This window comes from Paenibacillus sp. PCH8 (assembly GCF_002968835.1).
In the GTDB taxonomy this organism is placed as follows: domain Bacteria; phylum Bacillota; class Bacilli; order Paenibacillales; family Paenibacillaceae; genus Paenibacillus.
In genome coordinates, this window is record NZ_PKQK01000006.1 from 238081 (window position 1) to 261927 (window position 23847).

Sequence of the window (23847 nt, forward strand, 5' to 3'; positions counted from 1 at the left end):
TATAAAGAGGTTAATGAATATTATCCTTATAGTTTCAGTATTATCAGGACTTTTTACAAACTGGATTCCGGCTACTACATATGCGGAGGAAGAACAGGGCATTTCCAATGAAATTATTCAGATTCTGATTGATGAATTTGGCACAACAGAAGGTTTTATCCAAGATTATCTGGATCAGGGATATAATCTGAATCAGATCCTGTCAGCCTTCTTTAAAATGAGTGAGAGTCAGATTGGGTTTGACGAAGCACTAAGTGTACTTTATCCAAATGAAATCAATGAATCTCAAAGCGTTACAAGTGACGTATATTCAGAAGGTTTGCTTAACAACGATATATCGATTGTCAGTGTTGGTGCGGATCAGTCCAGTATCATGCAACGATATGACACGTTTGCCGTGACTGAGGAGGTTTATGGGGAGCCTGAAAAAGGAGAATCAACAGAAGAGAAAGAAACCGTGGAAGGCGAAGAAGTTGAACTACCTGCAACAGATCCAGCGATTGATACACCTGAGAGTGAGCAACCTTCTGCCGAAGAGACAGGCAAGGATAATGGAGAGCTTCCCGAATCAACTACTGCACCTGAAATAGGAGCTACAGATCAGGGAGAAGATACTGATGCATCGGATGGCCAGAACCAAGTCAGCAAACCTGCTGCTGACGTCATTAAACCCTTAGCTGCGTCAACCAGCGTGCCAGATCCAGGGAAGCATATTACCGAGAAAGCACCGGTGTTTAACAAAAACTCGTTTAATGAAGCACCCTACATGGTGGGAGAAAACGGTGAAGCTGTTTCCAACATGAGCGGTGGGTTGATGCTGGAGCATGTGGATGCTACGCTTCCGGGCCGCAATGGCATGGGGTTTTCCTTGGAAAGACAGTATAACTCGGCATCCGCACAGTTTTACGATATGGATGTGGGCTATAACACATACGATTATCCAATTTACAAATATTTTGTCACGTATAGTGCGGTTAGAAAAAAGAAAATCCCTAAATACCACGTAAATTATCGTGAAAGCATGTGGTACCAGTTAGACAATAACGGGGATGGTACAGTAGATACCGAAACCTCGATTCAGGAAACCAAGATCATGCCGAAGGGCACGTATACGACAGAAGCAGAGGCCAAGCAAGTCGCAAGTCAGCGTATTGTATACTTTACAGCTCCTGAATCACGCACAGAGCAAACAATAAAGTATGCTGCGAGCACGAATAGCCTTCCGTCAAGTGTGGATTACAACAGTGGGGGTTTCAGTGGTACGTTGAACAAGCAGGGCGGACCAACTGTAGTTTCAGGCGAATATAAACCAGCCCGTACCATTACAGCACCTACTCAGTCCTGTGTGAATTCCATTCCTGGTAAATACGATGCCAAGGGGTTTGGGTACAAACGGGATCTGAGAGCCCTTGCCCGCAAACCAAAACGGCTACAGTACAGGGTCAGACCATTACGTTGACTCGTTCGTCTGTAACGAATACGAAGGCTTGTCCATCACCGAATAAATCGGTGGCAAACTACGTGTGTACCAAGACATGGGAAGCCAAATATGATGGATCTGTAACCATTCCGGCATCCGACACACGTAGTTACTCCCAAACTTATGTGGGCACAGTAACCAAGCCAGGTTCTTACTCGTCCAGACGATATGATAACTGGGTGTCTCTTGGAGGCGGAGGCAAGCAACGTAAAGCATATAACGTGAATGAGCTCCCGTGGGTAGAAACTGAGATTACCGAGGGAGCCGCAGAATCAACAACTCAGGCGACGGATGGCACAGACTATTGGTTCGAAGCGAGCGATCTCAAAAACGAAATTAATAACCATCCAAACGCTCAGTTTCAAAACGGCATTGATGATGGCTATAACTACTATATGGCTTCCAAGCCAAATGCAGAAATTCGCGCATATCAGGTGGGCAATAGTACGGATGTGACCTATTATAATAAAACCATTCCAAATCCTCTGGATAAAACCTATCCACTCGGTAAAGGATGGTCTTGGAAACTGCCATCCATCGAGACGAAGAACAATAAGAAAGAAGTAGTTTTTGCTGATGGTGGTCGATACGAGATTGTCGGCAATACACTAAAGGGGTACGATTGGGAAGGTATTACGGTGAATGCAGATACGTCTGCTACTGTAAATGGTGAAACTTCTGCACTGGTCATGATATCTGCAGATGGATTAACTAAGCAATATTTCTCTACGGATGGACGTCTGCTTCAGATTTCAGATGGGCAGAAAAATGATATTCAATTCTATTATGAGAACAATTCAGTATATAACAACAAGTTGTTAAACCAAGTGAAGGATGCTATAGGCAATACGATTCGTATCAGTTATACGGCCTCAGCCGTAACGATCGTTCAGGGGAGCCGCACGGTTACCTACAACAAACAAACGAAAAACGGTATAGAACTGCTCGATTCCGTCATCGACCCGTTAGGTAGAAAAACCACGTATTCATATAAGTTGGCTGATGCCAAGTTTAACTTGCTTGGGTTTAGCCCGGAACGCGCGGTATTGAATCCATATGCGTTGCTCACATCCGTGCAGCATAATACAGGTGCCAAAACGTTCTACGAGTATGAAAATGGCCCCGTTAAACGATATATTGGTGAGGATTCTTTTAACGAAACGTATCGTGTATTGTCTCGTAGAGACCAGTTAACCTATGAAAATGGCTCGACAGAGGATTATAATCGTCAGACATTGAGTTACACCTCAGATCTGGGCGCGACGTTTGGACAGGATGTAACCTTTGCAACGTCCATCAATAATGGATTAACGAACACTCAATACAACTATCGCAAGGATTATATTAATACGGATACACCAACGCAGTTTTATCTGGATCGGGCAGTCGTGAGTGCAGAGGGAAAAACTCAAACGAGCTCATACACTTATGGTAAAACGGTCAAAGGGCGCGGTTATGCGGCACCTACGCCAACGGTTACCTCCGTAACCGATAATCAGGCGAAGGATGTGTTAACAACAACACTGCAAATGGACGACTATGGCAATATTACGTCGATAACGGATGGTGCAGGACGAACAACGACAAGCACGTATGATAGTACAAGACACTGGTTAACGAGTGTTACGGACATGGTGGACTCTGCCAACAAGAAATACACCGTAATCACGCGCAGTAATGTCGGAAATCTTACGCAAATCATTAATCGTAAAGACAGTGCTAGTGGTGAACTGCTGCAACAGGCGGATTATACCTATGATGCCTATGGTAACCTGCTGTCCCAGCGTATTTCGAATGGTTCTGAGGAACGAAATGCTACGCTGGAATATGATAGTCGTTATCAAAATGCATATCCAACTCGCCTAAGCATGATGGTAACGGATGTAGATGGCAAGCAAACGGCGGTAAGCACAGCGTCCGAATATGACCCGTCCACAGGTGACTTAATCTCATCAACGGACGCGGAACAGGGCACAACCAAATACCGATTGGATGCATTAGGTCGAACTATTGAAGTGGTGCAGCCGGACGGAACAACACTCAGCGCAGACTATGATGACATCAACAATAAAATTACGGTTACGGATGAGTTGGGTCAGCAACGAATAACCAAATGGAATTCACTTGGTCAGGAAATTGAGAAGGGTTATTTCTCAAGCGGCAGTTACATTGTGTCTCAGCGAATCGGATATGATCCGTATGGCCGAGCTTCTTGGACAGAGGATGCACTGGGCAATCGCTCTCGCAATCTCTATGATAACTGGAGCCGTGTGGTTACGACCAATGGTGCAGATGGTTCTTCCACAACACTGAAGTACGATGATGTAACACGGACGGCAACCAGTACAGACGCTGAAGGATACATTCAGATTGCAACCTACGATAAGTGGGGGAAAGTGCTCAAGACCGAAGAGAAGACGCAACTGGATCAGGCACTGCGAACACTCGAAAAGAACAAATACGATAACATCAGCGGCAACACGCTGGAGCAAACGGATGGGAAGGGCAACGTTACTACGTTCATCTATGATGTTATGGGTCAGCTTCGCCAAGTGACCAGCGCTAATGGAGAACAGACACAATATGTCTATGATATGGTTGGTAATCTACTCAAAACGCTTGATCCAGCCGGTAACATCAAAGAGAATACGTATGATCAGCTTAATCGCCGCATCCAGACGAAGGATAAGTCGGGCAATAGCACGAAAAGTTACTATACACCTGGCGGCAACCTGACTAAATATGTGGACCGTAATGGTAATACGTTCACGTATGAATATGACCTGCGTGGTAACCTAATCCGTAAAGTGAGCTCGGATGAAACAATCAGCTATGCTGTCGATGCCGTAGGTAACCGTACCAGCATGACGGACCGCATGGGAACCACAGGTTATCAATATGATCCGGCAACGGAGCAATTGACACGATTGACCTATCCTGATGGACTTACAACCGAGTTCACTTATGATCTGGATGGCAATCGGACGGAGATGAAAGGGCCATTTGGAAACACCGAATACTACACGTATGATGCAATGAACCGAATGACATCGGTAGGTACAGTAAAGGATGTACCCGATGCGCAGTACACGTATTATCTCAATGGATTGTTTAATACGTCCCAATCTCAGAATGGTGTGAATAATCGCCAAACGTATAACGGTCTGGATCTGGTGGGTCTGGAGCAAGTGCGAGATCAAGAAACCCTGGGCGTGTACAACTACAGTTATGATAACAATAAAAATATAACGAAGCGTGTGCAGCAGGGCGTACAGGATGACTTTACGTATGACCAACTGGATCGGATTGTCACGGCAAGTGGCAATAGCGAGCAGTATACCTATGACAAGCAAGGCAACCGCCTGACAATGCAGTCAGATAAGGAAATTAATGCTGCCAGTAGCGAGTATCAATATGATACCCGCAACCGATTGACCCAAGTTACGCAGGACACAAAACAAGTCGGATACCAGTACAATGGTGACAATCTGCTTGTTGAGCGAACTGAAAATAGTGTGACCACTCGGTACTATTACGATGATAGAGCTCAGATCATTGCAGAAGCCGAGGTTCATAATGGTACGCCGGAACTGAAAGCAAACTATATTCGTGGAGCTAAGTTGGAAGCTATTAAGTATGCAGATGGTAGCAGCGCATATGTCCAAACCAACGGACACGGGGACATTACCGAGTTGCGCGATGGCGATGGCACATTACTGAATAAGTATCAGTATGACGTTTGGGGCAATCTGGAGTCGAAAGAGGAGAAGGTTCATAATCCTTTCTTGTATTCCGGTGAGCTATGGGATGATACCACGCAGTTGCAATATTTACGAGCAAGATGGTACGATCCAAACACCGGAAGGTTTATTAACGAGGATTCGTATGAGGGTGAACTGGATGACCCGCTGAGCTTGAATTTTTATGCGTATGTGAAAAATAATCCGTTGAGGTATGTTGATCCTAGTGGTCATATGGTAGAGCCTTCCTATGCTCAAGAGCTCAGATATATGCTGAAAGATGCTAAAGCAAAAGGGTATGAAGTAAATAGTTCAAATTATAATCTGTATAAAAATACTACTCGAGATCGTTATAGCTTTAATTCTTTTTTATATACGAATCGGTATAATTACTTGTATGATATGGCATTAGGTAAAAGTGCTTATACTAATTCTGCAGGTAATGCTAGCTGGGCAACGGAACAGTTAGTAAGCGAGTTGATTAAAGGAAAAGAAGCAGAATATATTGCAGCGCTTGCAATGGGGTTTGTTGCGGGTAAGGTTAGTGGGTCAAAAAAAACGACCCAAAATACTACGACACTGTGGGATATTAAAACGAATGCTAAAGCTACCTTAACTTATAACTTCCATGGAGATAAAGTAAAAGCTTATCAAGATAGTCATGGCTATTGGTGGGCAAAGGATACTACCGGTCACGCTGATTCTGCATTCAAAGTGTTTAAGAAGTCAGGTAAAGAACTTCATTGGGTAGCTGACGCAGATAAGTACGGTAACTGGATTAAAGATAAACACAAGAGCCAAACAGGTACGGTGATAAAATTGAAATAGTTTGTCTATATAGTAAGGAGACCAGTTATCTCCTTACTATATAGAATGAAAATGGAGGTGAGTTTATTGGACTTTAATCAACAATTAGATAAGTTATTAATCGAAAATTTTTCGAAATTGAAATTGAAAAAACCTCTTTTTTATAACTCTCAAATTGCAATTAGATATGAATTGGGAGGAGATCTAACCAAAGGAAGTAGGATCGACAGAGTAACGCGTAGAGCATTTTCCATATTTAATGAAATCGGTGAAGCAACCGATATAATTTATTTAACCATTTTTGTGGATAGCTGGAGTGATCATCCTGTTTCGTCATTTGAGAATGATATTTATGACAATTTCCTCTATTATTCAGGAGTTAAAATAAAAGACATTGATAAGCGAGAACTTGAGTATCGTTATAAAGATTCAGATGAAGACGTTGAAGAAACTATTACAGTGCAATATTGTACTAAGACAGAGCTGAAAAATTTAAAAGTGAAAGATTTATTTAGCGACATTGCATACAGAGAAATTGCCCATGAATCCCGAATTGTTGGTGATATATTTTTAATTAATGAAACAAAAAAATGCATATTTCATATTTATGACAGCAGAGGTATGGATGTTATTGCGACAAATACAAGTACATTACGTGCGGTTTATGAAAAATTTAATGATTGGATACTAGATTTTGATCGAAAAAAAATCAATCAAATCTTTCATTATTAATCCTAGAGAGTCAATTTCATAATACATTCTCCAGTCGCTGACAAAGACCGAATTCCGGGGAAAATTTTTGAAAAAATAAGAGGACAATCCTTGTTTTTGTGGATAGCTGTGGAAAAGGGCAGACGTATCCCCCGTTTAAAAATGGGTTGCAGCTTTTCCAGGGTTATCCCCAACACTAAAAGAGCGAGTTGTTCTTTCCCTTCATTTGCTTGTTGATCCGATCCACTGCCAGCGTGCTCAAGGTGTAGACCAAGCAAGAAATGTCAAAGTCTACCTTTGCTAACGCTCCACCTCGGTGGCGAATCTGATTCAACTGAAAAAATTCTTTCAGATAGGCATTCACCCGTTCAACGGCGGTCCGCTTTTTGTACAATTCCTTGTAGCTGTGGCTCCCTCTCGCTGGAACGGTATACTTGCAAATGTCGGTTTCGATTTTGAATACTTTCTGGCAATCTTCTTCCTTAAACGGACACGATACACACGCCTTGGGACGTGTGTATTTCAGTGTTTCATATTTAAGAAGTTTGACAGAGTCATCGGAGCAAGTGAAGGTGTTGAAACTTATTTTATGAGAGTTGAGTATAGTGGTGGAACTATTCATGGTCATCCTATTACTCAAGCTGAATACAAGAAGCTATTAAAGTAGGAGAGATGATATGTTTGAAAATTTTGATTTTAAACCAGGTGAAATTGTATATAATGATTTTCTGATTGATGAAAATGATTCCTTAGAAAATCAACTTGATAATTTGAAATAGGATTTACTTCAAGTTAATTATAAGGATAGATTTATCATTGATGTTGGATGGTTCCCTTCATTTTCAACCAATGTAGTTTTTCAAGTTGTGGTAATTGAGGACTTTGATTGGGATAGTCCTATGTTCCAAAGAAAATGTCGCTCAATATTTGAACTCAAAGTATACATTGAAGAATCAGTTAATGCAGTCAAAGCAAAACTTTAAAATAGTGAAATGTTTTGATTATTACTGTTTTTAGTGTTAACCCCTTATGATAACTAAACCCATAAGGGTTTATTTTCGTTAATCTTTAAGCTTGATATAAGCATAAATGCTAATAGAGCGTACAGAGAATGGTGTGACAACCCGCTATTATTATGATGACAATGCCCAGATCATCGCGGAAGCTGAAGTACGTAATGGTACACCTGAATTGAAAACAAATATATTGATTGATGCTAACAAACACAGAATAACATAACTTGTTTTGTTGATTTTTGTTTTTTGTGCTAAACTGAATGGAAAATCAGGAAAAACGGGTGAACAGGATGGCCAAAAAAGTAACGATGCAGCATATTGCGGATGCTGCGGGGGTATCCAAGTTCGCGGTCTCCAGGGCGCTGACGGGCAAGCCTGGTGTCAGTGAGCATACACGCGAGATGATTGTCAGAACGGCAGGGCAACTCGGGTATTTCAGAACCGAACCGAAGCGTTATCCGGTGGAGACCCCGATGACATCGGCGAAGAAGCTTCTAGAGAAGCAACAAGGCACTATATTGATTTTGTTCCCAAACATTCGTTCTCAGAATCGATCTTCCTTATATTGGGGGCCTGTGTTCAATGGCATTTCCGAACGGCTGAATGAGAAGGGAATGGATATATTAACGCTCACGGAGCCCTCTTCAGACCGGATGTTCTCGGTTCTTAATCCGGAAGCCATCAGCGGTGTCATTACGCTGGGCACCATCTCGACATCGGTATTGCTGGAGATCTACAGGTTGCGTATTCCGCTGGTGATGGTGGATCATGAAGATCCGGCCATCTACACCGATACGGTATTTACGGACAATATGAAATGTATGAAAGAACTGGTGCACATGCTCGTTGGCAAAGGGTATAGAAGGTTTCAGTTCGCCGGGCAACTGCCCGATGCGGCAAGCTTTCGAGAACGCTGGCTTGGTTATCGTGTGGTACTGGAAGAGATGCAACTGGAGGGAAAACAGCAAACGGATCTGCTGGAACAAGAGTATGATCAGATTCGGAAGTCCATAACCGAAATGAAGCTGGAGGATATCCCTGAAGTGATCGTGTGTGCGAATGATCATACGGCAGTCATCGTACTGGAAGCACTCCAGAGCCGCGGTATCCAGGTACCCGAACGCTGTGCCATAACCGGATTTGACAATACCCGGACGGACGAACCCATTCTTGCTACTGTGAATATTAACAAAGAAAATCTGGGCACTAGAGCAGTAGATCAGCTATTGTGGCGGATCAAACATCTGGATAAACCTTATGAGCGCAAGTTGATCCATTCGGAATTAATTGTCCGTGATGAATATAACGCCAATATATCGTAACAGGATAGAAACGAAGCGGAGCATGTTAACCAAAAATGTGCTGAATTACTGAGCTTAGGAAAGACATGGAGCAGGAGTGCTTCATGTCTTTTTGATATGCAGACGAGTTTAATCAATTAAATTACAAAACAGATTGACTGCGAGAAGCATATCGTGTTAATTTTGTTTTGTAAGTTATTTAATTTTATAATAACAAAACCTAACAAAATAATGAACTAACGACTCTAACTACAAATGGAGGCTGTCATGAGCACAATACAATCCTATACTTTTCAGAATTGGACGTTCAAGGCTTGCGAAGATCAAGAGTGGATGCCGGCACAGGTACCCGGCTGCGTGCATACAGATCTGCTGAAACTGGGCAAGATTCCAGATCCTTTCTATGGAACGAACGAGAAGGAAGTACAGTGGATCGACAAGATAGATTGGGAATATCGTACTGAATTTGACGTTCCCGAAGCGTTGTTCTCCCAGGAACATCTGGAACTGGTGTTTGATGGTCTGGATACATATGCGGATGTCTATGTGAATGATGTACATGTGTTATCAGCAGATAATATGTTCCGGGTATGGAAGGCAGACATGAAAGCAGTATTGAAGGGGAATGGCAACATGCTTCAAATACGTTTTCGATCTCCGATTCAAGAAGACCTGCCGAAACTGGAAAAGCTCGGATATGCATTGCCAGCATCCAATGATCAATCTGAAGTCGGCGGACTTGGCGACAAAAGAGTAAGTATTTTTGCTCGTAAAGCCCCATATCACTATGGTTGGGACTGGGGTCCGCGTTTTGTAACCAGTGGCATCTGGCGCGAAGTACGTCTGGAGGGTTGGACGGATGTCCGCATTAATGACGTGTATATCCAGCAAAATGAAGTAAGCGCTACCTTGGCTACGTTAACTGCAGTCGTGGAAGTAGAGACATCCCAATCGGTAGATACAGTCATTCGTATTGGTGCAGACGGGCAGAGATGGGAAAGAGCAGTTTCGCTACAGCCCGGACTACAGACCGTGGAGATTCCCATCTCCATGGATGATCCGAAACTGTGGTGGAGCCGTGGACTTGGTGATCCGCATATGTACACCTTCCTTGCAGAAGTGCTTCAAGGTGAACGGGCTGTGGCCGAATTCACGATCAAGACAGGACTTCGTTCCATACGTCTTGTGCGTGACAAAGATGAAGCGGGAGCATCCTTTTATTTTGAATTAAATGGTGTTGCGGTCTTTGCCAAAGGGGCTAACCACATCCCTAACGATAGCTTCATTACTGAAATTACTCATGAACGTTATCGGCATGAGATCGTATCGGCTGCCGAGTCTAATATGAATATGCTGCGAGTATGGGGTGGAGGCATCTATGAGCAAGATGTCTTCTACGAACTGTGTGATGAATACGGAATACTGGTCTGGCAAGATTTCATGTTTGCCTGCAGCATGTATCCGGGAGATGAAGCTTTCTTGAATAATGTGAGACATGAAGCCATTGATAATGTGAAACGTCTGCGTAATCACCCAAGTATTGCGCTCTGGTGTGGGAACAACGAGATCGATTCCGCTTGGGCACAATATGTTGAACATGGTGGCTGGGGCTGGAAGAAAGATTTCAATGCCGAGCAGCGTGAACGCATCTGGGCTGATTACAAAGCCATCTTCCATGATCTGCTTCCAGAAGTTGTTGAAGCGTATGCGCCAGGTGTGGATTATTGGCCTTCTTCACCGCTTGTCTCCCTGACAGGTGATGAGAAGCAGCATGCGCATCCGTCCACATCTGAAGGTGACATCCATTACTGGGGTGTCTGGCACAGCGTGGAACCATTCGAGAACTATAATGTTCATGTTGGACGTTTCATGAGTGAATATGGATTCCAGTCTTTCCCCGAGTACAAATCAGTGCGGACTTACGCAGAAGAAGAGGATCTGGCGCTGGAATCGGAAGTCATGCTTGCTCATCAGAAGAATGGGGCAGGGAATCGTCTGATCAAGCAATACATGGACATGTACATGCATGAATCGAAGGATTTCCCATCGTTCCTGTATATGAGCCAAGTGCTTCAAGCCGAAGCGATGAAGACGGCCATTGAAGCGCATCGTCGCCGCAAACCATTCTGCATGGGTACACTTTACTGGCAAATGAATGACTGCTGGCCTGTAGCTTCATGGGCAGGGATGGACTATCTTGGCCGCTGGAAAGCATTGCAATACTATGCGAAACGCAGCTTCAGCGATGTGTTGGTATCCGTTGACGGGACCAAGGAAGATACAACGGATATCTATGTGATCTCGGATCAGCTTGAGCCAGTGCAAGGGCAACTGCGTGTTCAATTAATTGGATTTGATGGAACGGTATACCGTGAGGACGAGCATGAAGTTGCAGTGGCTTCCAACTCGGGTCAACAGGTGTTGTCCCTGAACCATGGCGAATGGCTGGATGGACACGATGCCGCAACAACATTGTTGCGAATTGATTTGAAGCAAAGTGGTGTCGCGGATATTATTCAGGAGCATTATTTTGTACCATCGAAGGATCTTGCTCTACAGCCTGCACACATTAAAGTAACAACGGTTACCGAAAATGGTGGCGAATATCTGGTGCTGGAAAGCGATGTGCTTGCCAAACAGGTATGGATTTCTTCTGAAGCAGAAGGTGTATTCTCGGACAATTTCTTCGATCTCATTCCCGGTATTCCGGTGAAGGTGCAGTTCACTTCCAGAGAAGGACTACAATCTTCTGACGCAGCTTCCAAAACAGGACTCATTCAGGTTCGTTCCATGGCCGACTTTATCCAGTTGTAATAAGCTAACCATAATACGGTTGAAATCTCTTCAGGGGGATTTCAACCGTTTTTTTATGTTGGGACATTCAACAAAAACGAATAAAGATTTCAAAGATGAGTTCATCATCGTTTTAATTGATAATGATTATCAGTTATAGAACTTACGAGGAATTCAGAGTCTCTGGCGGGGACATCTTTACTGAGCCATCAGGAAACGATCCGTTCAACAGCCGATTATATTCGTCGTCATTGTACTCAGCCGCTGAGTCTTACGGATAAAGGGAGATTCCTCATCAATGGACGAGTAGAGTTAATTGTTCCCCAATATTACGGGACTTTTTTAATGGAATCTAACCTAATTTATATATCGTAATCTTTTCGTAATACTTTGCTTAGAGAATCGTAAGCTCTCTTGCTTATTGTTTTGTATGTAAGAAATAAAATAATGGAGTGTGATAAGAATGATGAAAACGAAAAAAAGCAAAAAAGTGATGGTAGCAGCGGTATTGATGATGTCCATGGCTTTTTCTGGATTGGCAAGTGCTGTAGATATGAAAACGATTAAAAAGGATGGCATGGAGCTTGTTCAATTGAGACAGGCGGCCAAAATGTATGATTACAGTATTATGTGGGACAGCAAGGATAGATCGGTAACGTTGATGTACATGGGCAAAATGGACGACATGATGATGAAAGACGACAAGATGATGAAAGATGACAAGATGATGAAAGACGACGTGATGATGAAAGATGACATGATGATGGACGACACGATGATGCCTGCGGGAAAAACGATTAAAATGTGGATTGGATCCAAAAAAATTATGGTAGACGGTATGCAAGTCAACTTGAAATCGATGCCTGTCATCCATGAGGGGAATACGTATGCGGCTGAGTCTGTAATTCAACAATACATGATGCCAGCCATGCAATGAAGTAAATGAAGCTAAGCATTACCATCACCATATGATATGATTGGCTCAAATGTATTTTCTGGAATATGGGGTGGGTTAGTTTGAATGAATGTGTACTGGTTGCTGATGATGATAGCAATATTACAGACGTTTGTCGCAGGTATCTGGAGCGGGAAGGTTATCATGTCGTGACTGCCAAGGACGGCTTGGAGGCTATAGAGCTGTGGCACAGCCAAACGCCACACTTGATTGTACTCGACCTGATGATGCCACATAAGAATGGCTGGGAAGTCTGTAACGAGATTCGGCAAACCGAGGATGTACCCATCGTAATGCTGACGGCCCGGGGTGAGGAACAGGATCGTCTGATGGGGCTGACGATGGGGCGGATGATTATCTGACCAAACCTTTCAGTCCGAGAGAACTCGTCCTGCGTGTGAAGGCAATCCTGCGGAGAATGCGAACTGCGCAGGCATCACCTGTTACAACATCTGAATACACGATCAGTTATGAAGGGCTTACCATTGATTTTACCAAGCGTGAAGTGAACATCAATGGGCAGGCGATTGAATTGACAGTTACGGAGTTTGAGATGTTGTATTTGCTGGCAAGTCACCCGGGTCAGGTGTTCTCCCGTAACCAGATGTTAAGCCAGATTTGGGATTTTAGCTATGAAGGAGATACAACAACGGTGACCGTACATGTTCGGAGATTACGAGAGAAGATCGAACAGAACCCTTCTGATCCGAAATATATTAAAACGGTTTGGGGTATAGGCTATAAGTTTGCGGGTGACAGTTCATGAAACTTCGCACGTACTTGGTGTTGTCCAGTCTCACAGGCATTGGTGTGTTATTAATTTGTTTGTTTATCAGTTATTCCAAAATGTTGCTTACGATCGAACAATTGTATTGGTTATCGGCTATAACGGCAGGGTAGGCTTACTTTCGTTTATTCTTCAATATTTGCTGACTAAGCCATTAGAGAAATCGATTGCGCGAATTACGCAGCAGACGATACGAATTGCCGAAGGGGATTTCCATACGGAAGTCCCTCTCATCGGTACGCAGGAATTTAAGCTCTTGGCACAGCAATTTAATGAAATGAGTTCCAAGCTGAAGGAAAGTTTTGACCATTTGCATTACTCGGAATCTGCCAGACGAGAGTTGATCGCCAATGTTTCCCACGATTTAAGGACTCCCTTGGCATCCATTCAGTCATTCGTCGAAGCGTTGGAGGATGATGTCATTAAGGATAAAGAAACCTTTCAACGGTACCTGAACACGATACGGCTTGAAACGAAGCGTTTGGGAGGGCTTATTCAAGACTTATTCGAATTATCCAGCTTGGAAGCGCAAGGGGAAATATATGAGCCTCAGCCTTATCACGTCGATGAGCTGCTGCTCAGTACGTTGGAGAGTTTCTCGTTTCATCTTGCGGAGAAAACGTTGAACGTCAAGATTGATTTGCCCGATAAATTGCCAGCCGCGGTCATGATGCCTGCACAAGTGAAGCGGGTCCTTTCCAATTTGCTGCAAAATGCGATTCAATACTCTCCTGTTGAAGGAAAAATTATTCTGGCTGCCGAAGAGAGGGGGCCATTTTTACGAATTTCAGTTACAGATGAAGGGGAAGGCATTGAAGCGGAGGAAACTTCACGTATATTTGAACGTTTTTATCGAATTGACAAATCACGCAGCAAGAGCAATGGAGGTGCCGGGCTCGGCCTTGCCATCGCTCAATCGATTGTGGAACTCCATGGAGGCGAGATCGGGGTTCGGAGTACGAAAGGAGAAGGAAGCTGCTTCTGGTTTACGCTTCCGATCTATGTCAGTCGCTAACCTTGGATTGTTATGCGTAGTATTTATTTAGGTGGTGAGTGATTTGACCAGTGATTTGGTATTCCTTTTCGGCGTTTTTGGTGCAGGGTTGTTATCGTTTTTTGCGCCATGTATTCTGCCGCTGATCCCGGTATACGTGTCTTATCTGTCCGGAAGCGTGGTCAACGGTACGAATCAGCAGCAGTCCGACACTCATTCGGTTCAGTTGCGGTCCACACTTGTTTTGCGGACATTTTTATTTGTTCTTGGGCTTTCCCTGGTTTTTGTTTTACTTGGTTTTGGTTCCGGCATCGTTGGCAATATGATCTCAAGTCCTGTGTTTATTGCCATCTGCGGAGCCATCGTGGTGCTTTTCGGGATCTATCAAACTGGGTTGATTCGACTATCTTGGCTGGAACGGGAGAGAAAATTGTCAAGCGACCATGCCAGACGGGGAGGGTATATCGGAGCGTTCCTGCTGGGTCTAACGTTTAGTTTCGGCTGGACGCCTTGTATCGGACCCGTGCTGGCGGCTATTCTTGGTATCGCCGCAGGTGAAGGCTCTCCACTGTATGGCGGGTTTCTCATGTTCCTGTATACCCTTGGGTTAGCGATTCCTTTCCTGATTCTGTCCATTTTTTCGGAATATGTTATGAAGCGGATACGTCGTTTATACAAGTACATGGGCGTCATCAAAATAACTTCCGGCTGTATTCTTATTGTAATGGGACTATTGCTAATGACAGACCGACTAAACAGCTTGGTGACCTGGTTTCAATAATCATTGGAGGAATTCGGTATGAAGATTGCACGGAAATGGGTGGTATCTGTAATTGTATTCGCTGGAGTCTTGTCGATCTTGAGCGCATGTGGATCAAAACAAACGGGGTCAACATCAACCCCATCTTCAACATCCGATATGAGTTCGTCAACCATGATGAACAAGGGAGAGATGGCTCCGGAATTTTCATTGCGTGATCTGAAAGGAAACACAGTTGGACTTTCTGATGTTCAAGGCAAGAAAGTGTATGTGAAATACTGGGCTTCCTGGTGTTCCATCTGTCTTGCGGGGTTGGAAGACCTGAACAATCTGGCCGGTCAAGACAATGATTTTCATGTCATTACGATTGTGACGCCAGACTACAAAGGAGAGAAATCCTCCCAAGCGTTTACCCAATGGTTTGACCAACAGCCATATGATAACATCACTGTTCTTTTGGATGAGAAAGGTGTATGGGCCAAGGAATTTGGTGTAAGAGCGTATCCTAGTTCCTTTTATATTGGCTCTGATGGTATTTTAGTTAAATCGCAGCCAGGGCATGCATCCAATGAACAGATCATGAAATCATTACAAGAGATACTGTGAGAAAGGAGGAAGTGTCATGAAGAAGATGCTACTCGGCTTGTGCCTCCTTGCCATAGCGATGGTCGTGTCTGCTTGTGGAAACAGGGCTGAGAACCCCTCAGCTTCAGCTTCAATATCCACTCAACCTGTCAAGGTATCGAGTGTCTCTGAGGAAAACCTGCACAACCTGTACTTGGCAGGAGGTTGCTTCTGGGGTGTGGAAGCGTATATGGCTCGTATTCCGGGGGTTCAGGATGTGACTTCCGGTTATGCCAACGGCGAAGGGGAGAATCCAACCTATAAGGATGTGATTCGCGGGGACCGGGGGTTTACAGAGACCGTTCATGTTAAATATGATCCGCAGCAAGTATCTTTGCAGAAATTGCTTGAATCTTATTTTCGAGTTATTGATCCGACCAGCCTGAATAAGCAGGGCAATGATCGTGGCATTCAGTATCGGACTGGAATATATTATACGTTAGCTGAAGATGCCAAAATTATTGAGCAAGCTGTAGAGGTAGAGCAAGAAAAATATGATCAACCCATCGTAACGGAAGTCATGCCTCTGCAGAATTATTATTTGGCGGAGGAGTACCATCAGGATTATTTGGAAAAAAATCCGAATGGATATTGTCACATTGATATGACTGTCCTGGATGAACTGGAGATCGGGATTGATCCCGCTCAATATCCGCGTCCAACAGATGACCAATTAAAGGAACGATTAACAGACGAACAGTATGCGGTTGCGGTAAACAATGATACGGAGCATGCGTTCAGTAACGAATACTGGGATAATGAGGAGCCCGGTCTGTATGTTGATATTGCCACGGGAGAGCCGTTATTCACTAGCCAGGATAAGTACGATTCCGGTTGCGGGTGGCCGAGTTTTACAAAGCCGATTGTACCTGAGGTTGTTACCTATACAACGGATACGAGCTTTGGTATGGAACGCACGGAGGTACGAAGCCGGGCAGGCGACATCCACCTCGGGCATGTGTTTGATGATGGTCCCGAAGATCGCGGCGGCAAACGTTACTGTATTAACAGTGCATCGATCCGGTTTATTCCGCTAGACAAGATGGAGGAAGAGAGATACGGGTATTTATTGTCATTTGTCGAGTAGAGAAGTGCAGTAGAATATCAAAATGATCTATATAGATCATAACGTCCTTCTTGTAACAAACAAGTTTCATCTGACATAAACCAACAACAGCAAAAACGTGCTGCCCAGTTTCCTGAGCGGCACGTTTTCTTTTATGTAGAACTGGACGGAGATAAGGGTTATATCTGCATGTAATCAGATGAAAACATTATGGATTGGACTGTTCATTCTGGATGTGTTGCAATTCGTTCAACGATAATGTCAGATCATTCTCCTGGTTCGCGCTGACAATGACTTCGGACTGGGACTGTTGGCCGGGTTGGTTCGACTTGGCGGCAGGTTTGATCACGTAGAGACTTTGAACGGAGTTGAGCAGGCTGGCAGGGGTGTCTTCATACGTTTCAAGGAATAGCACATAGTCTTTGGCAGGGATCAGCTTGAGGTTGTCATCATTAATAATTTCGGTGTTGCCTAATTGTCCGCCAAGTTGCTTCACTTCAATGTGTTCCCCGGCAGTGTAGCCACCCTTATAGGATTCAGCGACCTGAATCGTGTGGATCGTATAGATTTTGTCAAAAGAAGATGGCTCTCCGCCCGGATCGGAAGCTGGGTTTAGCTCGTTTTCATTCGCAGCATCGTTATCTTGTACGATATCGTTCAAAGCTTCCACACGCGTCTCAATAACACTACCTTTCACAATGGTATTTGCTCTCTCGGACAGGTCGCCAATGCTGGCATAGCTCGGGTAATCTTCAGAAGCAATAATGGTCATGGGTGCATCGGACGGGGACGCGGTAGGTGTAACAGAAGAGCATCCGACAGCAGATAGAATGAAAATGGAAGAGAGAAGCAGTGTTAATACTCGATTTTTGTTCATGGACAGGAATCCTCCTTGGATTATGGGATAAGTTCGAAGCGGATTAGTACTTGGATCTGACGTTGTTGATATCAAAGGTTTGGGGTTGGGTCATGGAATTGCGGTTGCGGGAGTAAGACATAATGGAAGGACTGCTTGTTGTCGGGTTGTCACCGAGCCATATAGAGTGACCGAGTTCGTGGACAAATACGCTTTGAATGAAGTTGGATAAGTTGGTCGCGTCAGGGGTAATCGTGGATGCATTGAGTTCGATGCGGAAGCTTACGACTTGACTGCCGGATACAGAGGCGTAGTTGACACCATATGCTGTGTTATTGAAGTTTCCAGCGGTGATCGTATTGGGAGAATTACTCGTTTTGGTGAATTGTATTTTGGCTCCGGCATTGTTCCAGTTGACAAGAGAGGCGTCCATAGGGGTCTGCCATGCAGAGGCGTAATTATACGTACGAATGGGGATGGTGGAGCTTGAGTAACCATAAGTCAGAAAAGTTGCCGCATAGAGGGTACTTCCAAACATGGCCAGTGCCGAAAATAGCATGATGCTCATCAAAAACTTCCTTTTCATACTTAAAACCTCCAATAAATGTATTTTTTCTCTATTATAGTAACAAGGAATACGTTCATTGAAATGAGTCCGAGGTCGTTGTTTTGACGTGAAAAATAAGGATTATCACTTGCTTAGGCTCTAATGGTGTCAAAATAAGTCATTTGCTGTCCCTGCAAGCATGCATAATTTCCCTGTAATAACAAACAATACATTCAACTTACACAGGAAAAGGAAGTGCTTGAGCATGTGCAACCGTTTTTCATTGGCTGCTGATTTGGATGAAGTCCGAGATCATTTCAAGATCCAACGCGTGATGTATTATTACAAAAACCGATACAATATTAGCCCAACTCAGCATACACCGATTATTTTGCATCAGGATGGTGAGCGCGTAATGGACGAGTTCCGTTGGGGGTTCATTCCGTTCTGGGGCCGCGATGCCGTTAACGCCAATCTCATGACAGTGCATGAGAATCCTTCCTATTACAAACTGGTAGAGACCAAGCGCTGTGTTATCCCATGCAACGGACTGTATTACTGGCGGCAAGAAGGTAAGAAAAGTTATGCGGTTCGCGTCGTTATGCCGGATCGCGGTCTGTTTGGCATTGCCGGCTTGTATGAGGTATGGAGAGACACGCGCAAAGAGCCACTTCGTACCTGCACAATGCTTATGGCTGGTGCGAACATGGTTACCCGCGAGTTTGGCAGTAAAATGCCAGCCATCCTCTCCGAAGAAGAGATCAACACCTGGCTTGATCCAGCCAATACACGGGTGACTCAGTTGTTACCTTTACTCAAATCGTATAATAGTACCGAGATGAATCTGTATCCGGTCACGCCAATGGTTGCCAATGACGAACACGACTGTTTTGAATGCGTGGAAGAGATGGATCAGAAGCTGGCCTACGTTCGGAATTTCTAAACATCCGTTGGATAGAGTGAAGGACTTTGGATAGAGCGAAGAAGATGAAGAGGGCTGAGAGTCTGATGACGATCTGCTCTTTTTTTCCTTTCAGAAAATGAAGAGTTGCAATTACTATCAAACGTAACTATAATCATTACAGTAAGTGAACGCACATATTCATATATCTATTAAAAGAGATATTATAATCAGGAGGGAACCACGTATGAATCCAAAGTTTAACCAGATGTTTGAACAAGTTTCACTGCCGACTGGTATTACACTGAAAAACCGTATCGTGCTTGCTCCCATGACTCATATGTCCTCGAATGCTGATGGTACCATATCCGACGCTGAACTTGCTTATTATGCACGTCGCACCGGTGGTGCGGGTATGTCGATTACGGCTGTAGGGCATGTAACAGAGCATGGCATTGGTTTCCCGGCTCAGTTTGGCGTCTATGATGACAGCTTCATTCCCGGTCTGAAACGACTGGCGGATACGATTAAACAACAGGGCTCCGTAGCCGTACTGCAAATTTTCCATGCGGGTCGTCTGACACCGGAACAAGCGGTACCTGCGGGTCAAGTGGTTGCACCTAGTGCAGTTGCGAGTGAGCGTCCGGGATCTCCTGTACCTAGAGAGATGACAGATGAGGAGATTACGTCCGTTATCAAAGACTTTGGTGAAGCGACACGTCGTGCAATTGAAGCCGGATTCGACGGCGTGGAGATCCACGGTGCGAACGGTTATCTGATCCAGCAGTTCTTCTCCCCACATTCTAACCGACGCGAAGATCGTTGGGGCGGAAGTGTAGAGAAACGTCTGGCATTCCCAATTGCCGTGGTGGATGAGATCCAGAAAGTCGTATCCGAACATACGAAATTGCCATTCATCGTGGGTTATCGTTTCTCCCCGGAAGAACCGGAAACACCGGGACTGACCATGGAAGATACGTACGCACTGGTGGATGTACTGAAAGATAAGAACCTGGACTACCTTCATGTCTCTGTGAACGAGTTCTGGTCCAAGCCAAGACGCGGCGAAGCAGATACACGCTCAAGAATGGAATTCATTCTGGATCGGGTGAATGGCAAGCTGCCTGTGATCGGTGTAGGTTCCATTCATACAGCAGACCAGGCCGCTGAGGCGCTCCAAACGGGAGTACCTTTGCTTGCGATTGGACGCGAGCTCATTATCGAGCCGGATTGGGTGGAGAAGATCGAGAGTGGACGTGAGGAAGACATCCCAACCATCCTGACCAAATCGGATCAGGAACGATTGGTTATTCCTGACGGCTTGTGGAATGCGATCATTCACACACCGGGCTGGTTCCCTATGGCTGAAGATAAATAACATATACTTGCGGACTATCATGGAGGGGGCGAAAGCTCTCTCTTTTTGCACGTTGGCTCTAATTTCCTATACTGCACGCGCTAAATTCTCCTTCTGATCGCGCTGTGGTATGATGGGATGAACAGGATCAACTGGATAAACAACGGTTTGGAGTGAAGGGATATGCTCGTGGCTGAACGGTATGAGAAAATTGTTGAATGGGTGGATATGCAAGGAAGCATGCGTGTAACCGAACTTAGTGAGCGCTGTGGGGTGACAGAAGAGACGATTCGTCGTGATCTGGACAAGCTCGAACAGGCAGGCAGACTTAGACGTTCCCATGGCGGGGCGGTCAGCGTTAGATATAAGGAAGAGGGACAATCGGAGATCCCCTACCCGGAACGAGCAGTAGCCCATGCAGAAGAGAAGCGCAGAATTGCAAGAGAAGCGGTGAAACTGGTGGAATCGGGTGACCGGATCGCCCTGGATGCAAGTACAACGGCATGGTATATGGCGGCAGGACTGCCGAATATTCCACTTACGGTATTAACCAATTCAATTAAAGTCGCCGCAGAGCTGAGTAACAAGGAGCAGATTCGTGTGATTGCCACAGGTGGGCAATTGGCTTCGAAGTCACTTTCTTTTGTAGGACCGCTGGCGGAACGTTCGCTGGATGCTTACCATGTGGATAAAGTATTCTTGTCTTGCAAAGGTGTGCATCTGACTAAAGGCATCAGTGAATCCAATGAATTACAGGCTTTGGTGAAGCAGAAGATGATCCAGATTGCGGATGAGGTCATTTTGCTTGCCGATTCCAGCAAGTTTAACATACAGGCTTTTACCAGAGTTGCAGAGATGGACAGTGTAGCCAAAGTAATTACGGATCTAGGTGTGGATGAAGAGCAAGTTAGCGCATTGACTGAGCAGAATATTACGTGTATACGTGTGTGAAATAGAAAGGAATGAAGGGCATGAAACATCCTTTTCATCTGAAGGCGGTATGGAATGGTGGACGTAACAGTGAGGGAATGATTGAGGCAGGTGGATTACAAACGGTCATCTCGATTCCGCAGGAGATGGGTGGACCTGGTACGGGGACCAATCCCGACGAGATGCTGCTGGGTGCAGCCTCTACGTGTTACCTGATCACGCTGGCCGCGATGCTGGAGCGTTCGGAGATTACGCCAGATGAGTTGACACTGGAGTCGGAAGCGACGGTGGATGTGACGAATAACGTGTTTACGTATGAACGTATCGTTCATAGGCCCCGGATTGTACTCGGTTCTGATGCCTCTGAGGCAGATCTGACCAAAGCCGAGCGGTTAGCGCATAAGGCCGAATCATCCTGCATGATCTCCAGAGCTGTAGCGGGTAATGTTGTGATGGAGACTCACCCTGTCATTGTAACCACAGGAGCTAACGCGGTGTGATATACTCAAGAATAGGCGAATCAAGTCGTCATTCGTGTAAATAAGGAGAAATTCGGTATGAACACACAGAAGCGCAAGACCAACCGATGGGTACGTTTAACACGTGCTCTGAAGCTGAATTTCCTCAAATTGTTACGTGCTCCCGGAGGTGCCCATAAAGTATCTACCGGATTTGCAATCGGGTTCGGTCTGGAACTGATCGTGATTTCGACCGCATCTCTGATATATCTCGTATTCTATCCGATAGTGCGATTGTCCGGGGGTTCGATGCCAGCGGCGATTGTTGGCAATGTGGTTGGAAAGCTTACATTCCTTCCTATTATATTGATGCCGCTCGCCAAGCAAATGGGTTCCTGGATTTTACCTGCGCATAGCATGGGTCAGGGACCTGTTCATGAGAGTGCATGGATGGAGTTGTTTCGTGGGAATTGGTCTGCGGTAAGTGAGCTGTTGCTTGGCGGACTTGATATATTGGCAGGGATGGCGGTGTTCGGTGTAATTCTGGGTGTGATTTCTTATTTTGTTGTCAAGTTCTTCTATGTAAGAGCACTCAACCGGCGTTATGAACGCCGCTTAGAGAAACGCCGCCAAGCGGCGATCTCTTCCGGGACAGCCCCCGTATTCATCAGGAAGCCATCACAATCATAATCGGCAGAATGAACATGGATGCGGCGGTTGTCCACAGGATGCAGCGGGATACGAATTGCGGAGAAGCATTGAACTGTTCAGCCAAAATAACGGCGTTCACTGCGGTCGGCATCGACGCGAGGATGAGCAACACACTGAACAATGTACCCTCGACCTGAAGTGCGGTCAGGATGAGCCAGGCGAGGATCGGTGCAGCTGCGAGACGCACGACAAGTCCGGTCCAGAAGGCACGGTGTACATTGGGTAGCCAAGGTTCTGCTTTCCCTTTGGATCTGAGCATCTGTGCTCCCAGAATGGCGAGTACAACAGGTGAGTAGCCCGTAGCCAGCATGGAGATGCCTCCATCGAGTGCGTCAGGCAAGCTCAGATTGGACGCACGTAGCGCAATGGCGATGCCAGCAGCATAGATGGATGGCATACGAAAAACGGACAGAATCGCATCCTTGACCGTGAACTCGGATCTCGCGGCGAAGAAGATACCTACCGTATTGACGATAATCATCTGTCCGATGACATAGACGGAAGCCTTGTCCAGTCCAAGCTGTCCAAAAGCAAGCAGCACAAGCGGGAGCCCATAATTCACGCAGTTCGTAAGCGTGGAGACGAGGGTGAGTCCCGCTTTTTCGCTTGGGCCGAGACGGAAGATTCGGCTTAACAGCTCAGCCAGTGCCCACAGGCCAACCAAGTTGAGGATGGAGAACCAGAATGTGCTGGTGACGTCTGTCCAGGTAATCTCGGCGTGCAGCAATGTATTGAAGATGAGTGCAGGGCTCAGAATATATAGGGAAAAGGTCGAGAGTGACCGGGTATCCCAATCCTTAAAGCGTTTTAGCAGAAGACCACCAATCACAGGAAGTGAGATCGGCAGGAACACATGGTATAACGTTAGCAAAAATGAAGTAAACAACCAAACTCAGTCCCTTCTGGATGAAAAACTGATCTTATCATAGCAGAAGATACACCTCATATGAATGAATTTCAGTATGATTGTGTGCATTCCGCTTGTTGTTTAACCGTTGATTTTACGGATGCGCAGCGACAGCGGATTGCTATTTTGATATGGCAGATTTATTA

Annotated in this window: 19 protein-coding genes and 2 pseudogenes; 17 read left to right on the forward strand and 4 right to left on the reverse strand. The window is 45.1% G+C overall.

All coding sequences use genetic code 11. The features are described 5' to 3' along the window. The first annotated feature begins 13 nt into the window (after nucleotides 1-13). From C0Q44_RS26645 to C0Q44_RS26655, 3 genes are all read left to right on the forward strand, one after another. Nucleotides 14-1459, forward strand: coding sequence for a hypothetical protein (locus C0Q44_RS26645; protein ID WP_105410182.1), 1446 nt, complete (start codon nucleotides 14-16; stop codon nucleotides 1457-1459). 50 nt (nucleotides 1460-1509) lie between these two features. Continuing rightward, complete coding sequence (locus C0Q44_RS26650; RefSeq protein ID WP_181151182.1) at nucleotides 1510-6048, forward strand: RHS repeat-associated core domain-containing protein; 4539 nt, start codon at nucleotides 1510-1512, stop codon at nucleotides 6046-6048. Nucleotides 6049-6114: 66 nt separating this feature from the next. Beyond that, complete coding sequence (locus C0Q44_RS26655; protein WP_105410210.1) at nucleotides 6115-6759, forward strand: DUF3885 domain-containing protein; 645 nt, start codon at nucleotides 6115-6117, stop codon at nucleotides 6757-6759. A 175-nt stretch (nucleotides 6760-6934) separates the two neighbouring features. Here C0Q44_RS26655 and C0Q44_RS26665 read toward each other — a convergent pair. Beyond that, nucleotides 6935-7276 (reverse strand): annotated as a pseudogene (locus C0Q44_RS26665) (transposase); the annotation flags it as partial. A 768-nt stretch (nucleotides 7277-8044) separates the two neighbouring features. On the opposite strand from C0Q44_RS26665, the gene C0Q44_RS26670 reads away from it, so the two are divergent. The 9 genes and pseudogenes from C0Q44_RS26670 to msrB all read left to right on the forward strand — a co-directional run bounded on the left by C0Q44_RS26670 (nucleotide 8045) and on the right by msrB (nucleotide 17055). Continuing rightward, nucleotides 8045-9076 (forward strand): substrate-binding domain-containing protein, encoded by a 1032-nt coding sequence (locus C0Q44_RS26670; RefSeq protein WP_105410185.1) that lies wholly within the window; start codon nucleotides 8045-8047, stop codon nucleotides 9074-9076. Nucleotides 9077-9322: 246 nt separating this feature from the next. Then, nucleotides 9323-11869, forward strand: a complete 2547-nt coding sequence (locus C0Q44_RS26675; RefSeq protein WP_105410186.1) for a beta-mannosidase — start codon at nucleotides 9323-9325, stop codon at nucleotides 11867-11869. 442 nt (nucleotides 11870-12311) lie between these two features. Further along, nucleotides 12312-12785, forward strand: a complete 474-nt coding sequence (locus C0Q44_RS29935; protein WP_146113518.1) for a stalk domain-containing protein — start codon at nucleotides 12312-12314, stop codon at nucleotides 12783-12785. Nucleotides 12786-12865: 80 nt separating this feature from the next. Further along, nucleotides 12866-13569: pseudogene (locus C0Q44_RS26685) on the forward strand (response regulator transcription factor). Further along, nucleotides 13566-13703 (forward strand): hypothetical protein, encoded by a 138-nt coding sequence (locus C0Q44_RS30415; RefSeq protein WP_181151183.1) that lies wholly within the window; start codon nucleotides 13566-13568, stop codon nucleotides 13701-13703. Before C0Q44_RS26685 ends, C0Q44_RS30415 begins: the two are co-directional and overlap by 4 nt. Before the next feature lie 26 nt (nucleotides 13704-13729). Then, entirely contained in the window at nucleotides 13730-14605 is an 876-nt protein-coding gene (locus C0Q44_RS26690; RefSeq protein ID WP_181151184.1) for a HAMP domain-containing sensor histidine kinase, read from the forward strand. A 34-nt stretch (nucleotides 14606-14639) separates the two neighbouring features. Continuing rightward, nucleotides 14640-15365 (forward strand): cytochrome c biogenesis CcdA family protein, encoded by a 726-nt coding sequence (locus tag C0Q44_RS26695; protein ID WP_258166568.1) that lies wholly within the window; start codon nucleotides 14640-14642, stop codon nucleotides 15363-15365. An 18-nt stretch (nucleotides 15366-15383) separates the two neighbouring features. Beyond that, nucleotides 15384-15950, forward strand: a complete 567-nt coding sequence (locus C0Q44_RS26700) for a redoxin family protein (RefSeq protein WP_105410189.1) — start codon at nucleotides 15384-15386, stop codon at nucleotides 15948-15950. 16 nt (nucleotides 15951-15966) lie between these two features. Beyond that, entirely contained in the window at nucleotides 15967-17055 is a 1089-nt protein-coding gene (gene msrB, locus C0Q44_RS26705; RefSeq protein ID WP_105410190.1) for a peptide-methionine (R)-S-oxide reductase MsrB, read from the forward strand. 187 nt (nucleotides 17056-17242) lie between these two features. Here msrB and C0Q44_RS26710 read toward each other — a convergent pair whose 3' ends face one another. Continuing rightward, complete coding sequence (locus tag C0Q44_RS26710) at nucleotides 17243-17911, reverse strand: hypothetical protein (RefSeq protein WP_105410191.1); 669 nt, start codon at nucleotides 17909-17911, stop codon at nucleotides 17243-17245. 43 nt (nucleotides 17912-17954) lie between these two features. After that, on the reverse strand, nucleotides 17955-18476 hold the full coding sequence (locus tag C0Q44_RS26715) for a zinc metalloprotease (protein ID WP_105410192.1): 522 nt from the start codon (nucleotides 18474-18476) through the stop codon (nucleotides 17955-17957). Between the two features lie 226 nt (nucleotides 18477-18702). Between C0Q44_RS26715 and C0Q44_RS26720 the strand changes: the two genes are divergently transcribed. From C0Q44_RS26720 to C0Q44_RS26740, 5 genes are all read left to right on the forward strand, one after another. Beyond that, entirely contained in the window at nucleotides 18703-19380 is a 678-nt protein-coding gene (locus C0Q44_RS26720; RefSeq protein ID WP_105410193.1) for an SOS response-associated peptidase, read from the forward strand. 205 nt (nucleotides 19381-19585) lie between these two features. Next, the gene (locus C0Q44_RS26725) at nucleotides 19586-20716 is read left to right on the forward strand and encodes an NADH-dependent flavin oxidoreductase (protein WP_105410194.1); all 1131 of its coding nucleotides are present in this window, start codon (nucleotides 19586-19588) and stop codon (nucleotides 20714-20716) included. Nucleotides 20717-20878: 162 nt separating this feature from the next. Then, nucleotides 20879-21646, forward strand: coding sequence for a DeoR/GlpR family DNA-binding transcription regulator (locus C0Q44_RS26730; protein ID WP_105410195.1), 768 nt, complete (start codon nucleotides 20879-20881; stop codon nucleotides 21644-21646). Between the two features lie 20 nt (nucleotides 21647-21666). Next, nucleotides 21667-22125, forward strand: a complete 459-nt coding sequence (locus tag C0Q44_RS26735; protein WP_105410196.1) for an OsmC family protein — start codon at nucleotides 21667-21669, stop codon at nucleotides 22123-22125. A gap of 57 nt (nucleotides 22126-22182) precedes the next feature. After that, nucleotides 22183-22773 carry a DUF2062 domain-containing protein gene (locus C0Q44_RS26740; RefSeq protein ID WP_105410197.1) on the forward strand — a complete coding sequence of 197 codons (591 nt, stop codon included), beginning with the start codon at nucleotides 22183-22185 and terminating at the stop codon, nucleotides 22771-22773. On the opposite strand, the gene C0Q44_RS26745 is transcribed toward C0Q44_RS26740, so the two are convergent. Beyond that, nucleotides 22751-23680: an AEC family transporter gene (locus tag C0Q44_RS26745; protein ID WP_105410198.1), complete on the reverse strand. Its 930-nt coding sequence runs from the start codon at nucleotides 23678-23680 to the stop codon at nucleotides 22751-22753. The two genes, C0Q44_RS26740 and C0Q44_RS26745, sit on opposite strands and share 23 nt — an antisense overlap. Nucleotides 23681-23847 lie beyond the last annotated feature (167 nt).